Source organism: uncultured Microbacterium sp. (genome assembly GCF_963521695.1).
In the GTDB taxonomy this organism is placed as follows: domain Bacteria; phylum Actinomycetota; class Actinomycetes; order Actinomycetales; family Microbacteriaceae; genus Microbacterium.
Genome location: NZ_CAUQWC010000008.1, coordinates 1 through 16034 on the forward strand (window position 1 = coordinate 1; position 16034 = coordinate 16034).

A 16034-nucleotide genomic window follows, 5' to 3' on the forward strand; every position below is an offset into this window, starting at 1 on the left:
CTTCGGGCAGGTCGTCTTCGTAGTAGATCGCCTCGACGGGGCAGACCGGCTCGCACGCACCGCAGTCGACGCATTCGTCGGGGTGGATGTAGAGCGATCGTTCACCCTCGTAGATGCAGTCGACGGGGCATTCGTCGATGCAGGCGCGGTCCTTGACATCGACACACGGGAGGGCGATCACGTAAGTCACCCGCTCAGTCTAATCGCGCCGGGGAACCCGGCCCCGCAGCGAGGCCCCGTACCTACGATTCGACGGGCCGTTGAGCGACGCGAAGCCGCGAGAAGTCGGGCCACATCGCCACGAGCACCATGAGCGCCGGACCCACCACCGTCCAGACCAGCGGGACCCACTCGGTCCCGGCCGTCGGCGCCGCGACGATCGCGGAGCCCCCGGGACCCACCTGAGAGAAGAGGTAGGTGGCCGCGGTGATCCCGAGGCCGCCCGCGAGGGCGTTGATCCGGTCACCGGTGAGAGTGCGAAGCGCGACCAGCAGCGCGGCGCTTCCGACGGTCGCCAGGATCAGCCCGACCGGGACCGGCCCGACCAGGAACGCCTGGCCGACCGTTCCCGCCGTGCCGTAGAACGCGCCGATCAGGAAGGCGACGGCCCACCCGACGATCCGCAGAATGGTTGAGCTCACCGCGTCAGTCTAAGAGCGGGCGTCGATGGTGATGCTGGGAACAGGAATCGCCCGGTGACGTCCGTCCACCGAGCAGCTGTCCGCGCTCATGCCGCCCACCCCCACAGCCGCAGAAGCGCCGCCGTCACCGCCGCACCCGTGACGACGACGAGGAACGGCGCTCGCGCCCACAGCAGCAGGGCAGCCACCGCCACGGCGGGAAGTCGCGCATCCACGACGATCGCCGCACCCGCAGCGACGGTCTGCACCATCACGAGCGCGGCCAGCAGCGCCACGGTGAGCAGGTCGGCGATCCGGGCGGGACGTGGGGCGTCGAGCCACCGTGCGGGCAGCAGATACCCCACCGCCTTCAGCGCGACGCAGATGATGGATGCCACGAGCACCGCGGTCCACAGGGTCATGGCATCCCCTTCTCTTCCGCCGTGGCACCCGGTACGGACGACTGTCGCCGCGGGTCGAAGACCCCGACCGCGACCGCTACGCCGGCAGCGGCGATGACCGGAATCCCGGGCATGAGCCACGGTGTGAGGACCGCTGCGACCACCGCGGCACCGGCGGCGACGGCGATGGGCTGGCGTCCGCGCAGCCGTGGCCACAGCAGCGCGAGGAACGCCGCCGCCGCCGCGGCGTCGAGGCCGTAGGTGCGCGGGTCGCCCAGCACATCGCCCAGCAGCGCACCGATGAGCGTCGACACGTTCCACCCCAGCCAGATGGCGATGCCGGTGACCCAGAAGCCGGCTTGGCGAGCACGCGGGGTGTCCTGCGACAGTCCCACCGCGACCGACTCGTCGATGGTGAACTGCGTCGCGGCGGCCTTGCGCCAGAACCCGCCCGCGACGACGGGGGCCATGCGCATCGCGTAGGCGGCGTTGCGCACGCCGAGGAGAGCGGATGACGCGATCGCCGCCGGAGCCGCAGCCAACCCACCGGCCGCGATGACGCCGACGAAAGCGAACTGCGACCCGCCGGTGAACATCAGCAGGCTCAGGACGCAGGTCTGCCAGACGTCGAGCCCGGATGCTACCGACAGCGCGCCGAACGAGACGCCGTAGGCGCTGGTCGCGAGGGCGACGGCGAGGCCCTGTCGTGATGCCACACCCTCGGGTGTTCGGTGAAACGAACGCATGGACATCATCGTGAACGACGCCGGGTCGTTCGTCAAGTCGAACGACCGGCAAGCATAATGAACACATGACGGATCTCGGCGACCGTATCGCGACGACCCTCCGACGCGAGCGTGAGAGGCGCGACCTCAGCGTGTCGGAGCTCGCCCGACGCGCCGGCGTCGCGAAGGCGACGGTGTCCCAGCTCGAGAACGGCGGCGGAAACCCCAGCGTCGAGACGCTGTGGGCTCTTGCCTCCGCTCTCGAGGTGCCGTTCGCGATCCTCGTGGACGAGGGGGTGCGCTCGCCCACCCTGATCCGCGCGGGTGAGGCCACCACGGCCGTGCCGTCGTCGGCATCCGACTATCTCGCCGTGCTGCTGTCGGCCAGTCCCCCGCACGCGCGGCGCGACATCTACCTGCTGAGCGCCGAACCGGGTTCACCACGGCTCTCGGACCCGCACCCCCGGGGCACGGTGGAGCACCTCGTGATGGTCACCGGCCGCGGCCGGGTGGGCCCCGCCGACGAACCGTACGAACTCTCGCCCGGCGACTACCTGTCGTATCCCGGCGACGCCCCGCACGTCTTCGAGGCACTCACGCCCGGCATGAGCGCGGTGTGCGTGGTCGAGTCGCACTGACCGAAATCCGCGCGCGAGCCGCCGTCCCCGCGGTCCCCCGCTGTCCCCCGCTGTCCCCCGCTGTCCCCCGCTGTCCCCCGCTGTCGAGCGTCCAGAACACTCCGCGTCGACGGGTCCGCACGCGGCGTTTCTTGGACACTCAACGGTGCTCTGAGGCGGAGCGGGTCGACGGGGGTGGGGAGGCGGGCTATCGTGCCGAGCATGTCCCGCATCTTCGGGGTCGCGTTCTCGGCCGTCTACCCGCTCTACATCACGAAGGTCGAGCGCAAGGGACGCACCAAAGACGAGTTGGATGCCGTGATCCGCTGGGTCACGGGCTTCGACGACGAGCAGCTCGCCCGTCACTCGCGCGGCACGACGACGTTCCGCGAGTTCTTCGACGAAGCGACCCTCAACCCCCACGCCGACCTGGTCACGGGGGTGATCTGCGGCATCCGGGTGGAGCAGATCGAGGATCCCCTGATGTACCGCATCCGGGTGCTCGACAAGCTCGTCGACGAACTGGCGAAGGGACGGCCGCTCGCGAAGGTGCTCCGCGAGCCGGCGCCTGCCACCGCCGCCAAGGGCTGAGGTCGCGTCGCGCATTCGCCTCGCGGAGGTCCCCGAGCCTGCCGAAGGTCCCTGAGCGTGTCGAAGGGACCGGTGCCTTCGACCGACTCAGCCACCTGGGACGGGCCCCGTCAGAGGGACTGGTGGCTTCGACAGGCTCAGCGACCTGAGTGAGACGTCTTGCGGCGACCGCCCCGCGACCCCGGGAACGCAGAACGGCCCCGCCGAGCGTGAGCTGGGCGAGGCCGTTCGAGGCGAAAACGCTTACGCGTTGGCATCCTGACGCTTCAGACGCGAGGCGGAACGGCCGCGCGCGGTCGCGTCGAGCTCGACCTTGCGGATGCGCACCTTCTCGGGCGTGACCTCGACGCATTCGTCGTCGCGGGCGAACTCGAGCGACTCCTCGAGCGTCAGCAGGCGCGGGGGCGTCATCGACTCGAAGGAGTCGGAGGTCGACGAACGCATGTTCGTGAGCTTCTTCTCTTTGGTGATGTTGACGTCCATGTCGTCGGCGCGCGAGTTCTCGCCGATGACCATGCCCTCGTAGACCTCTTCGGTCGGCTGCACGAAGAAGCTCATGCGCTCCTGCAGGGCGATCATCGCGAACGGAGTCACGACGCCCATGCGGTCGGCGACGATCGAGCCGTTCTGACGCGTGGTGATCGACCCCGCCCAGTCGTCGTAGCCGTGCGAGATGGCGTTGGCGATGCCGGTGCCGCGCGTGATCGTGAGGAACTCGCTGCGGAAACCGATCAGGCCGCGCGAGGGGACGACGAACTCCATGCGCACCCAGCCGGTGCCGTGGTTGGTCATGTTGTCCATGCGGCCCTTGCGGGCGGCCATGAGCTGCGTGATCGCACCGAGGTGCTCTTCGGGGGCGTCGACGGTCAGGTGCTCGAAGGGCTCCTTGAGCTTGCCGTCTTCGCCGCGCTTGGTGACCACCTGGGGCTTGCCGACGGTCAGCTCGAAGCCCTCGCGGCGCATGTTCTCGACGAGGATCGCGAGCGCGAGCTCGCCGCGGCCCTGGACCTCCCAGGCGTCCGGACGACCGACGTCGACGACCTTGAGCGAGACGTTACCGATGAGCTCGCGGTCGAGGCGGTCCTTGACCATGCGAGCGGTGAGCTTGTGGCCCTTGACCTTGCCCATGAGAGGCGAGGTGTTCGTGCCGATCGTCATCGAGATGGCGGGGTCGTCGACCGTGATCGCCTTGAGCGGACGCACGTCCTCGGGGTCGGCGATGGTCTCGCCGATCGTGATGTCGGGGAAGCCGGCGATCGCGACGATGTCGCCGGGGCCGGCGTCTTCGGCCGGGTAGCGCTCGAGGGCGCGGGTCTTCAGCAGCTCGGTGATGCGGGCGTTACTGGTGGAGCCGTCGGCGCGTACCCAGGCGACCGTCTGGCCCTTCTTGAGCGTGCCGTTGAAGACGCGCAGCAGCGCGAGGCGGCCGAGGAAGGGGCTCGAGTCGAGGTTGGTGACCCACGCCTGCAGCGGCGCCTCGTCGTCGAAGGACGGGGCGGGCACGTGCTCGAGGATCGCGCCGAACAGCGGCTCGAGGTCGTCGTTGTCGGGCAGCGAACCGTTGTCGGGACGGTTGAGCGACGCGGCACCCGCACGGCCCGAGGCATAGACCACGGGCACGTCGAGCAGCGCGTCGACGTCGAGGTCGGGCACATCGTCGACGAGGTCGGACGCCAGGCCGAGCAGCAGGTCGTGAGCCTCTTCTTCGACCTCGGCGATGCGCGCGTCGGGGCGGTCGGTCTTGTTGACCAGAAGGATGACGGGGAGCTTGGCCTCGAGGGCCTTGCGCAGCACGAAGCGGGTCTGGGGCAGCGGGCCCTCGGACGCGTCGACGAGCAGCACGACGCCGTCGACCATCGACAGGCCGCGCTCGACCTCGCCGCCGAAGTCGGCGTGACCGGGGGTGTCGATGACGTTGATCGTCACCGGGACGTCGCTGTGCAGGCCGTTGTAGGTGATCGCCGTGTTCTTGGCGAGGATCGTGATGCCTTTTTCGCGCTCGAGGTCGTTGGAGTCCATCGCGCGCTCTTCGACGTGCGCGTGGTCACCGAACGAGCCGGTCTGGCGGAGCATGGCGTCGACGAGGGTCGTCTTGCCGTGGTCGACGTGCGCGACGATCGCGACGTTGCGGAGGTCAGGACGAAGGGCGTGCGCCATGGAGGGTCTCCAGGAAAATTCGGGGTGGCGCCCGGAATCGGGCCTGTTCAGTCTACCGGGCGCCCGCGAAACTACCTGGCAGAGTGCCTGGGCCGGATATGGGGCGCCACGTAAGGGTCCGGACTCCGGTTCTCAGTATGTCGGCAGACGAACGCGGTTGTCCCCAGGATGGGGGACAACGGCTCCGCGTTTCGTGTGAACCCCGATCGGGTCGCCCCCGCCTTGGTAGGAAGGGGGCATGAGCGAACTGAAGCGAAGCAACAGCAAGCGCATGACCCTCGGCGCCGTGGCCGCCCTGACTTTAGCCGCGGCAGGCGGCATCGTCTCAGCGCCCGCGGCCAATGCCGAAGGGCATTGGCCACCGGTGACGCGGGGATGCGGGGACCTCGCGGTCGAACTCTGGTGGCACAGCACCGGTGAAGTCCACCTCTATGCGTGGCCGGACAACCGCACCGGAGCGCACGGACTTCCCAACGACCTCCGCGGGTCCTACTACGCGGACGGCGACTACGCGTACAACTTCGGCCCTGGCACTCACACCTTCGGATTCGGCGAGTCGTCCGGCGACATCACCCGGTGGGGCTTCCGCTGCGTCAGCCACTTCTAAGCGCCCGCAACCAGATGATCGGTAGTCCGGCTCAGATCGCGACTACCCCCAGGTCCCCACAGCCAACGGGGGCGGGATCCTTCTGGATCCCGCCCCCGTCGTCGCGTGCAGGCTATGCGTTTGCGAAACCGACGATCGTCCAATCGATGGTTTCGAACTGACGGGCGCCCCAGTTCACGAGGCCCTCCGATACGGCGTACACTTCGGGCAGCGGCGCGATCGGGATGATCGGCACGTACTCCCACAGCACCTTGTCGATCTCCTCGGCCGTCTGCAGACGGGTGGCCGGGTCGAGCTCGGTGTTCGCTTCCTCCCACAGACCGGCGAGTCGGTCATCGGTGATGCCGGTGTAGTTCTGTGCCGAGTCCACGGGCGAGAACAGCGACTCGCTCGACGAGATCGGGTAAGCGGTACCGCGCCAGGAGAAGGTCACCATCTCGAAGTCACCCGGGATGATGTATTCGCTGAAGTAGCCACCGACGGGCACCGCGTTGAGCTCCACGGGAATGCCGAACTCGCCGAGGTCGGCCTGGATCTGCTCGGCGCGCTGGATGTTCGTGGCCGTGTCAGCCGGGACCGTCACCGAGAACGTCAGTGGTGTGCCGTCCTTGACCCACGAATCGCCGTCCTTGGTGTAACCGGCGTCCTCGAGGTATGCGGCCCCCGCGTCGACGTCGTAGGGCAGCGCCTCGTCGGTGTAACCGTCCTGTCCGGGCATGAAGACGTAGCTGCCCTGCGTGATGGCGGGAACGCCCACGGGCGAGTTGGCCGTGGTGGCGATCTGCCCGCGGTTGACGATGGATGCCACTGCCTTCCGGACGTTGACATCGGCGAGCGGCCCGTCGGAGGCGCGCATGGTGATGTGCGTCCAGGTCAGACCGTTGGAGGCCTGGATCTGAGCACCGGCGACGTTCTGCGCGGTCTGGTACAGGTCGGCGTTGGCCGAGATGTTCAACGCGTCGATCTCGCCGTTGCTGAAGGACGTGCCCTGCTGGTCCTGGCTCACCGCGCGGAACACGACGGTCTCGAGCTTCGGGGTCTCGCCCCACCAGTTGGGGTTGCGGTCGAGGGTCGCGATGCCCGCAGTGCTGTCGAGCGAGGCGAGCTTGAACGGCCCCGCTGACGGCAGAGCTGTGGTCAGGTAGGCCGTGTTGAATGTCGTCGGGTCGTTGCCGACGCTCGCGGGGAGGACCTGACCGAGGAGACCCTGCCAGTCGGCGTAGACCGACGAGAATGTGATGACGACGTCGAATTCGTTCTCACCCTGCTCCACCGAAGCGATCTGGTCCCACCCGGTCGTGGAGATGACGACGTACTCCGGGTTGGTGCCGTTGTTCGCCTTCCAGGTCGCCTGGTAGTCGGCGACGGTGATGGGAGAGCCGTCCTCCCACTTGGCATCCGGGTTCAGCGTGATCTCGACCGTCTGAGGGCTCTCGTTGGTCAATTCGACCGAGGAGGCGTAGTTCTCGTCGACGACGGGCTTGCCCGACTCGTCGATCTTGATGGGGCCGCCCTGCATGGCCGCGACGATGTCGTTGGTGTTGGCCTCGTTGCCGTCGATGTGGAAGTTGTTCCAGTTCACCGGCAGCGAGTCGACGGCGAGGGTCAGCGACCCTCCGTCCTGCACGTCGGCGGCGTCGGCACGCTGCCACGCGGTCGAGGGCAGGGAGTTCTGGTCCTCGGGGTTGGCCGAGGGGGCTGCGGTGTTGCCCGGCGCGCACCCGGCGATCGCCAGGGCGGCGGCGCCCAGCAGCGCGAGCGCGCTGAGGCCTTTCGCTTTACGGATCATGTGATCATTCCTCTCGTTGGTGATCAGTGACGGCCACCGGCGACGTGGTGCCGTCGGTCGGGGGCGTTCGGGGGGATGTGGCCGACGCCGTCTCGAAGACGAGGTCGGACCGTTCGGCGTGGTGACACGCCACCCGGGAACGCGCCTGTGCGCGCAGCCCCGGGTCGTCGGTATCGCACCGGCGCCGGTCGGCGTCGGGCAGCAGGCGGTACAGCGGGCACCGCGTGCGGAAACGGCATCCCGAGATCTCCTGCGTCGGGCTCGGCAGGTCGCCGTCCAGCAGGATGCGGGTGCGCCCGCGCTCGACGCGCGGGTCGGGGATGGGCGCCGCGGAGATGAGTGCCTTGGTGTACGGATGACGCGGGTCGTCGAACACCGCGTCGACCGGGCCCTGCTCGACGATGCGACCCAGGTACATGACCGAGACGTCGTCGGCGATCTGGCGCACCACGGCGAGATCGTGCGCGACGAAGAGGAACGAGAGGCCGAGGCGTTCTTTCAGGTCTTCGAGCAGGTTGATGACACCAGCTTGGATCGACACATCGAGCGCTGACACCGGCTCATCGAGCACGACGACGGCCGGGTCGGTCGCGAGCGCCCTGGCGATGCCGATGCGCTGACGCTGGCCCCCCGAGAATTCGTGCGGGTAACGATCGGACATCGCAGGGTCGAGACCGACGAGTTCGAGTAACTCGATCATCTTGCGATCGCGCTCGGCGCGGGGCATCCCCTGCACAAGCAGCGGCTCGGTGATCACCTCGCCCACCGGAAGGCGCGGGTCGATCGCGCCCATCGGATCCTGGAAGACGATCTGAATGCCCTTGCGCAGCGCCTCCTTGTCTTTCCGACTCACCGCGGCGACGTCCGTACCGTTGATGTGGATGCTGCCGCCCTGCGGGGCGACCATCTCCATGATCTCGAGGATCGTCGTGGTCTTGCCGCACCCCGACTCCCCCACCAGACCCATCGTGCGGCCCGGCTGGATGGAGAAAGAGATCCCGTCGACGGCACGCACGGTGCCGATGCGCCGCGGGAAGACGGCGCCCTTCATGAGCGGGAAGTGCTTGATGAGATCGGTGACCTCGACGGCCGGCGTCACATCGGGGCGTGGCGGCGGGACCTCGCCGAGCGCTTCGGGACGCGGGAAGATGTCGGGCCGCGCGAGCGCGCCCGAGGCGATCTCCTCCGCGCGAATGCATGCGGAGACGTGGTCGGACGCCACCCCGTGGGCGGCGAGCTGCGGCTCGACCTCGCGGCAGGCGTCGATCGCGATCGGGCAGCGGTCGGCGAACGGGCAGCCCTTCGGGAGCGCGGCCAGGGACGGCGGCCGCCCCTCGAGGGGCACGAGACGGTGGGACCCGGCGGTGCGCATGTTGGGCACCGAACGCAGCAGTCCCACGGTGTACGGCATGTGCGGGTCGTGGAAGATCTCGTCGACGGATCCGCGTTCGACGAGTTTCCCGGCGTACATCACCGCGACGCGGTCGGCGTGTCCCGCGACGACACCGAGGTCGTGCGTGATGAGCACGACGGCGGCGCCGGTCACCTCACGCGCCTTCTGCAGCACCTCGAGGATCTGCGCTTGGATCGTCACGTCGAGCGCCGTCGTGGGCTCATCGGCGATGATCACACGCGGGTCGTTGGCGATCGCCATGGCGATCATCGCCCGCTGACGCATCCCCCCGGAGAACTCGTGCGGGTAGGCCCGTGCGCGCCGTTCGGCATCCGGGATCCCGACGAGCTTCAGCAGCTCGACGCTCCGCGCGTACGCAGCCTGGGCGCTGAGCGCACGATCGTGCAGGCGGAGGCCCTCGGAGATCTGTTGGCCCACGGTGTAGACCGGTGTCAGGGCAGACAGCGGATCTTGGAAGACCATCGCGAGCTCCGCGCCACGGATCTTCGACAATTGGGCATCGTTCATCGACAGCAACGACCGGCCGTCGTACAGGATGTCTCCCTCGACGCGGGCGTTCGAGGGCAGCAGGCCCATGACGGCCAGCGACGACACACTCTTACCGGAGCCGGACTCCCCCACGATGCCCAGGAACTCCCCCTCGTGCACGTCGTACGAGATACCGCGTACAGCGCGCACGTCGCCGCTGTCACGCTGGGGGAAGGTCACGCTGAGATCGCGCACGGAGAGCAGGGGCGAGCGTCCCGTCGAGGACAGCAGAGTCGCGGAACGGGTGTCAGTCACGGTTCGCTCCCGAAGTGGGGTCGATGGCGTCGCGCAGAGCGTCGCCGATGAGGCTGATGGCCAGGAGCAGCACGATCAGCACGCCTGCGGGGTACACGAACAGCCAGGGGCGGGTGACAGCGGCCGACGTGCCAGCCGCCAGCAGCGTGCCGAGCGAGACGTCGGGCGCCTGGACGCCGAAGCCGAAGTAGCTGAGCGAGGTCTCGGCCATGATGGCCGCGACGATTCCGAGGGTCGCGTCGATGATCAGTAGCGACGCGATGTTGGGGATGATGTGGCGGCCGAGGATCTTGCGCGTCGGCATGCCCATGTATCGCGCGGCGCGCACGAAGTCGCGGTTGCGGAGGGAGCGCGTCTGGTTGCGCACCACCTGGGCGAGGATCATCCAGCTGAACACGGCGAGGAAGAACGTCAGCGCGAGCCACGACAGACCACGGGTCAGGGGACTCAGCAGGACAAGGATGAAGAACGACGGGATGACGAGCAGCAGGTGGATCAGCCACCCGATGACGGCGTCGATCTTGCCGCCGAGGTAGCCGGCGAGTGAGCCGACGGCCGCGGCGATCAGCGTCGCGCCGATGCCCGCGAGGGCGCCGATGATGAGCGACTTCTGCAGGCCCACAAGTGTCTGGGCGTAGATGTCCTGCCCGATGCCGTTCGTGCCGAACCAGTGCAACTGCGTCGGCCCGAGACCCACGTTGAGGAAGTCGCGTTGAGTGGCGTCGTACGGGTAGAGCAACGGTCCGATGAAGGCCCACAGGACGATAAAGACCAGGATTCCGCCGCCGACCCAGAAACGCGGCATCTTCTTCAGCCGAGCCCGGACGAGCGCTCCCCGCGAGAGGGGCTTGCGGTCCCTGGTGACGGGGCTGGTCGCGACCAGTGTGCCGTCGAGGGCTTCTTCCTGCATGGTCATGTCAGCTCCTCACCCTCGGGTCGAGAGTGGCGTAGAGGATCTCCGACAATGTCGAAGAAATGAGAACCAGGATCGCCACGAACAACGTCGAGCCGGCGACGGCGTTGATGTCCTGCTGAGTGACGGCCTGCAGCTGGAATTGCCCCATCCCGCGCCAGGAGAAGACGATCTCGAGCATGGCGGAACCGGCGATCAACGTGCCGAAGCTGTAGGCGAAGAACGTCGACATCGGAATGAGGGCGATGCGCACACCGTGGCGGAACATGGCCTGTGTCCGAGGAAGGCCCTTCGCACGGGCGGTGCGGATGTAGTCGGCGCCGAGGACGTCGAGCATCATGCTGCGCTGGTAGCGCGAGAACGACGCGGCGCTGACAAGAGTCAGCGCGATGGTCGGTAGCAGCAGGTGTACGGCCCGATCGGCGATCATGGGCCAGAAACCGTCGATACCCGCGGTGTACTCGCCGGTGAAGCGGATGACCTGGGTTCCCAGCGCGTTGTTGAACGACGTCGCCCCGATCATCAGCAGCACGCCGATGACGAAGGTGGGCGTGGCGAAGATCAAGTACGACGAGTACGTGGAGATCTGGTCGCTCGCGCGGTACTGACGCACGGCGCCCAGCACGCCGACGAGTACGCCGAGGATGGCGCCGAGGATCGAGCCGATGAGCAGCAGACGAAGGCTCGTGCCCGCGCGCACCGCGATCTCGGACATCACGTCCTGGCCACCGATGGTGGTGCCCAGCGAGAACTTCGTGAAGAGGTTCACGAGCCAGTTCCACAGGCGCACGATGATCGGAACGTCGGGGTTGGCCCCGAGCGCGTTCAGGCTCGCGACGATCGATTCCTCCGGCGGACGGGGGTTCATGCCGTAGAAGCGGTCTTGGGGGCGCAGCAGGGCGCTGCCGAGCACATAGGCGAGGCAGGTCGCCAGCAGACTCAGGACGGCGTAGTTCAGGAACCGCCGCAGAACGTACAGCGTCATGAGGGGCGCGAGCTCGTCCGGGTGTTGTCGGTGATCTGCTGCATTGTGGTCCTCTCGCCGTCGAGACCCCGCCGATTGCTTCGCCTGGCTAAGGATCTCCAGAGACCCTACGTCGGCTTTTCGCGAAGGTGCGCCGGGGGCACGCACTTTTCACGACCGTAACAAAGTCCTTACATGGCGCTTTGTCGTACGCGATGAGGTCGAGCGCAGCACTGCGCTCAGCGGACACCGCCAGAAGTGAACAAAGCGATAATAGCCCAGACGATCAACGCGAGCAGGGAAACCACTGAAGGTAAATGCCAGAAGCGATGGATCGGGCCCGCAGGAGGGGCGGAATCGCGCGACGCCTCCCAGGCGTCCTGAATGACGACGAGGTCGCGAATGGCCGGCGGTTCGCGCCGGTCGGCGCCGGTGTCCCGCCGTAGTGGCGGGCGGCCCGGGCGACCTGCTACCGGTCCCCCGAACGCCTTGTACGTCCGAGGTTCGTCGGTTCGAACCCTCAACTGCCACTGCAGATCGATCTCGCGTACGCGCGCCCAGGCGATGTCGGTGATCCGCAGCGGATTCTGGATGCGGATGCCGTCGGCGCTGATCCGCACGTGCGGCGCGAACAGGAACGCGTAGACGGCCCAGACCGCCAGCAGGATCCACGGCGCGAGAAGAAGCAGCGCTCCCACTCCGGCACGCAGCGCCGCATCCCCCAGGAGAACCGCGGCTAGGGCCACCGCGACGACGAGTCCGACAATCGACGACGGAGCGCGGAACACCCGTGGATGTCCCGCGCCCCGCACGCGCTCGTCGCGCGTCACGCGCCGCCCAGCGACAGGGAAGCGCCGGGGATGGCATCCAGCAGTCGCCGGGTGTACTCCTGCGACGGCTGCGCGAAGATCTCGTCGACCGTGCCCTGTTCGACGAGCGTGCCGCGTTCCATGACGCACACCAGGTCGGCGGCGACGCGGACGACGGCGAGGTCGTGCGTGATGAACAGGTACGTCAGACCGAGCTCGCCCTGCAGTTCCGCGAGGAGTTGCAGGATCTGCGCCTGCACGAGCACGTCGAGCGCCGACACGGCCTCGTCGAGGACGAGGATGTCGGGCTTGAGCGCCAGGGCGCGCGCGATCGCGATGCGCTGACGCTGACCACCGGACAGCTCGTTGGGGTAGCGAGACGCGAGTTCCTGCGGCAGTGCGACCTGCTCCAGCAGCTCCTTCACGCGCGCGCGGCGCGATGCCGTGTCTCCCACCTTGTGAATGGTGAGCGGCTCCGAGATGAGGCTGCCGATGCTGCGCAGCGGGTCGAGGGATCCGTACGGGTCCTGGAAGACCGGCTGCATCCGACGCCGAAGTGCGAACGTGTCCTTCGCGTTCAATGTGCCGGTGTCGACCCCGTCGACCTCGATGGTGCCCGCGGTGGGCTCCTCGAGTTTCAGCAGCATCTTGGCGACGGTGGACTTGCCCGACCCCGACTCGCCCACGAGGGCGAGGGTTTTGCCACGAGGGATCTCGAACGAGACGCCGTCGACGGCGCGGAACCGCTCGCTACGGAACCCGCCCTGGCGGATCTTGTACTCCTTGACCAGATCGGTGACCTTCACGGTCGCCGGGGCGGCGATGTCCGACTCGTGCAGGATGCCGCGGTCTTCCACGCGCGCCTGGATGCGTTGGGACGCGATGCTGGGCGCGGCGGCGACGAGGCGCTGCGTGTACGGGTGCTGCGGGTTCTCGAGGATCTCGCGACTCGGTCCCGACTCCACGATCTCACCCTGGTTCATCACCACGATGGTGTCGGCGCGCTCGGCGGCCAGCCCCAGGTCATGCGTGATCAGCAGCACTGAGGTGCCGCGTTCCCGGGTGAGGGATGCCATGTGGTCGAGGATGACGCGCTGCACTGTGACGTCGAGGGCCGAGGTGGGCTCGTCGGCGATGAGCAGCTTCGGGTCAGCGGCCAGACCGATGCCGATCAGCGCACGCTGGCGCATTCCGCCCGAGAACTGGTGCGGGAACTGGTGCAGACGCCGCTCAGCATCGGCGAGACCCGCCTGCTTCAGCACCTCGATCGCACGCTGCTCGATATCTTTCCGACCCGTCGCGATGCCGTTGGCCCGGATGGCCTCCTTGACCTGGAAGCCGATGCTCCACACCGGGTTCAGGTTCGACATCGGGTCCTGCGGGACGTAGCCGACCTCGCGTCCGCGGACCGCCTCCATCTGCGAGAGTGACAGGCTCGTCAATTCGCGGCCCTCGAGCGTGATCGACCCGCCGGTGACGTGTCCGGTTCCCGGTAGCAGATTGATGATCGCCGAGGCGGTCGTCGACTTACCCGAACCCGACTCGCCCACGATGGCGAGGGTCTCGCCGGGGTGGATGTCGAGGCTCACGCCGTGCAGAACCTCCCGAGAGGTCTTGCCCGCGTCGAAGGCGACGGTGAGATCGCGGATGCTGAGGAGCGGTGCGGTAGTAAGCGCGTTCATCGACGTGCCCTCGCCTTCGGGTCGAGAGCGTCGCGCAGCAATTCGCCCAGGATGATGAACGCCAGGACCGTGACGGTCAGGGCGATCGACGGGTAGATGAGCGCCGTCGGCGCCACGCGCAGCGACGACTGCGCCTGACCGATGTCCAGACCCCAGGACATGACCTGGCTCCCCAGGCCCAAGCCCAGGAACGACAGGGTCGCCTCCGCCGAGATGGCCGCGCCCAGGGTGATGGTCGTGACGACGATGACCGGCGCGATCGCGTTCGGCAGGGCATGTGATAGCAGCGTGCGGAAGCGCGAGAGCCCCAGCGAGCGGCTGGCGGTGATGTAGTCCGCCTGTCGCACGCGCAGGATCTCGGCACGCACCACGCGCGCCGTCGACGCCCAGGCGAAACCACCGATGGCGAACGCCAGCACGAGCGGCGTGCGGTTCTGCGAGAAGACGCTCATCACGACGATGGCCGCCAGCACGTAGGGGATGGTGAAGAAGATGTCACCGACGCGCGAGAGCAGGGAGTCGAGCCATCCGCCGTAGAAGCCGGCGAAAGCGCCCATGATCGTACCGATGACCGTGCCGATCGTGGTCGCGAGGAACCCCACGAGAAGTGACGTGCGCGCACCCCACACGATGCGTGCGTAGATGTCGCAACCCTGGAGCGTGAAGCCGAGCGGGTGACCCGCGGTCGGGCCGGCGTTGCTGTTGGACAGCGCACATCCCGCACCCGAGGGCTCGACCTGCGTGAACAATGTCGGGAACAGCGCCATCAGCACGACGACGAAGACGACAGCCGAGGTGACCCAGAAGGTCGGGCGGCGACGCATGTCGCGCCACGCATCGGACCACAGGCTCCGTGGCTTGTCGTCGACGCGGACGGCGTCGACGGTCACGACGGCGTCGCGCACGGGCGCGACGAAGTGCGGGGTGGGGAAACGATTATTTGGCATAGCGGATCCTCGGATCGAGCAGACCGTAGAGCAGATCGACGACGAGGTTGATCAGCACGTAGAACACGACGAAAACCGTCACGAACGACACGACGGTCGGGCCCTCCTGACGGATCGTCGCCTGGTAAAGGGTGCCGCCGACACCGGGGATGTTGAAAATACCCTCGGTCACGGTGGCGCCGACCATGAGCACACCGAAATTGGTCGCGCTGTTGGTGATCACGGGAATCAGCGAATTGCGCAGCACATGTACGGGGATGACCCGACGACGAGGGAGTCCCTTGCTGTAGGCCGTGCGCACCCAGTCCTGGTTGAGCGTGTCGATGACCGACGCGCGCGTCAGGCGCATGCTGGTTGCGTAGAGGCTGAAGCCGAGCACCAGCGCCGGCAGCCATAGGTCGCCCCAGTTGTTCTGCCCGCCGACGGTGGCGCGGAACCAGCCGAACTGGATGGCGAGGAAGTACTGCGCGATGAACGCCAGCACGAAGACCGGCACGGCCACGAAGACCAGGGCGATCACCAGCGAGACGTTGTCGAACACGCCGCCCTTACGGATCGCCGAGATCGTTCCGATGATGACGGCCAGCGTCAGTTCGATGGCGATCGCCATGACCGCCAGACGAAGCGTGATCGGGATAGCCCGTACCAGGATGTCGTTGACCGGCTGCCCCGAGAAGCTGATACCGAAGTCACCCTGCAGCACACCGGTGATGTAGTAGAAGTACTGCACGATGAACGGATCGTTCAGGTGATACTGCTCGCGGATCTGTTCGAGCAGAGCCGGGTTGGGGGTGCGATCGCCGAACAGTGCGAGGATCGGGTCGCCCGGCATAGCGAAGACCATGAAGTAGATCAGCAGCGTCGCACCGAAGAACACCGGTATGACCTGCAGGAGTCTTCTGAGGATGTAATAGCCCACCCTCGTCTCCCTTCGGGGAATGGATGGATGCCTCGGATGCGGCACCGCACGAAAGCCGCGCACCACCTGTGAGCGGTGCGCGGCCGGAACACACCA

At 67.5% G+C, this 16034-nt stretch carries 16 protein-coding genes; 3 read left to right on the plus strand and 13 right to left on the minus strand.

What is annotated here, in order from left to right:
• From fdxA to RWP81_RS01270, 4 genes are all read right to left on the minus strand, one after another.
• The coding region (gene fdxA / locus RWP81_RS01255; protein WP_314451482.1) for a ferredoxin at positions 1-190 on the minus strand (190 nt) is incomplete at its 3' end.
• A gap of 52 nt (positions 191-242) precedes the next feature.
• Entirely contained in the window at positions 243-641 is a 399-nt protein-coding gene (locus RWP81_RS01260) for a histidinol dehydrogenase (protein ID WP_314451484.1), read from the minus strand.
• A gap of 86 nt (positions 642-727) precedes the next feature.
• Positions 728-1042 carry an AzlD domain-containing protein gene (locus RWP81_RS01265; protein ID WP_314451485.1) on the minus strand — a complete coding sequence of 105 codons (315 nt, stop codon included), beginning with the start codon at positions 1040-1042 and terminating at the stop codon, positions 728-730.
• Positions 1039-1767 carry an AzlC family ABC transporter permease gene (locus RWP81_RS01270; RefSeq protein WP_314451487.1) on the minus strand — a complete coding sequence of 243 codons (729 nt, stop codon included), beginning with the start codon at positions 1765-1767 and terminating at the stop codon, positions 1039-1041. Before RWP81_RS01270 ends, RWP81_RS01265 begins: the two co-directional genes overlap by 4 nt.
• A 65-nt stretch (positions 1768-1832) precedes the next feature.
• On the opposite strand from RWP81_RS01270, the gene RWP81_RS01275 reads away from it, so the two are divergent.
• Positions 1833-2384 (plus strand): helix-turn-helix domain-containing protein, encoded by a 552-nt coding sequence (locus RWP81_RS01275; RefSeq protein WP_314451489.1) that lies wholly within the window; start codon positions 1833-1835, stop codon positions 2382-2384.
• 201 nt (positions 2385-2585) lie between these two features.
• Positions 2586-2954 (plus strand): DUF2200 domain-containing protein, encoded by a 369-nt coding sequence (locus tag RWP81_RS01280; protein WP_314451491.1) that lies wholly within the window; start codon positions 2586-2588, stop codon positions 2952-2954.
• Positions 2955-3197: 243 nt separating this feature from the next.
• Here the strand turns inward: RWP81_RS01280 and typA are convergent, their stop codons facing one another.
• Entirely contained in the window at positions 3198-5111 is a 1914-nt protein-coding gene (gene typA / locus RWP81_RS01285) for a translational GTPase TypA (RefSeq protein WP_314451492.1), read from the minus strand.
• 238 nt (positions 5112-5349) lie between these two features.
• Between typA and RWP81_RS01290 the strand changes: the two genes are divergently transcribed.
• Complete coding sequence (locus RWP81_RS01290) at positions 5350-5718, plus strand: hypothetical protein (RefSeq protein WP_314451494.1); 369 nt, start codon at positions 5350-5352, stop codon at positions 5716-5718.
• A 112-nt stretch (positions 5719-5830) separates the two neighbouring features.
• Here RWP81_RS01290 and RWP81_RS01295 read toward each other — a convergent pair whose 3' ends face one another.
• The 8 genes from RWP81_RS01295 to RWP81_RS01330 all read right to left on the minus strand — a co-directional run bounded on the left by RWP81_RS01295 (position 5831) and on the right by RWP81_RS01330 (position 15938).
• Positions 5831-7507, minus strand: coding sequence for an ABC transporter family substrate-binding protein (locus RWP81_RS01295; protein WP_314451496.1), 1677 nt, complete (start codon positions 7505-7507; stop codon positions 5831-5833).
• Positions 7508-7511: 4 nt separating this feature from the next.
• Positions 7512-9704: an ABC transporter ATP-binding protein gene (locus tag RWP81_RS01300; RefSeq protein WP_314451497.1), complete on the minus strand. Its 2193-nt coding sequence runs from the start codon at positions 9702-9704 to the stop codon at positions 7512-7514.
• On the minus strand, positions 9697-10620 hold the full coding sequence (locus RWP81_RS01305) for an ABC transporter permease (RefSeq protein ID WP_314451499.1): 924 nt from the start codon (positions 10618-10620) through the stop codon (positions 9697-9699). The genes RWP81_RS01300 and RWP81_RS01305 overlap by 8 nt, the downstream gene beginning before the upstream one ends.
• Before the next feature lies 1 nt (position 10621).
• Complete coding sequence (locus RWP81_RS01310) at positions 10622-11602, minus strand: ABC transporter permease (RefSeq protein ID WP_314451501.1); 981 nt, start codon at positions 11600-11602, stop codon at positions 10622-10624.
• 218 nt (positions 11603-11820) lie between these two features.
• A complete protein-coding gene (locus RWP81_RS01315) occupies positions 11821-12411 on the minus strand; it encodes a PH domain-containing protein (RefSeq protein ID WP_314451503.1) in 591 nt (196 codons plus the stop codon).
• Complete coding sequence (locus RWP81_RS01320) at positions 12408-14072, minus strand: ABC transporter ATP-binding protein (RefSeq protein ID WP_314451505.1); 1665 nt, start codon at positions 14070-14072, stop codon at positions 12408-12410. Before RWP81_RS01320 ends, RWP81_RS01315 begins: the two co-directional genes overlap by 4 nt.
• Positions 14069-15019 (minus strand): ABC transporter permease, encoded by a 951-nt coding sequence (locus RWP81_RS01325; RefSeq protein WP_243223247.1) that lies wholly within the window; start codon positions 15017-15019, stop codon positions 14069-14071. Before RWP81_RS01325 ends, RWP81_RS01320 begins: the two co-directional genes overlap by 4 nt.
• A complete protein-coding gene (locus RWP81_RS01330) occupies positions 15009-15938 on the minus strand; it encodes an ABC transporter permease (protein WP_243223246.1) in 930 nt (309 codons plus the stop codon). Before RWP81_RS01330 ends, RWP81_RS01325 begins: the two co-directional genes overlap by 11 nt.
• Positions 15939-16034 lie beyond the last annotated feature (96 nt).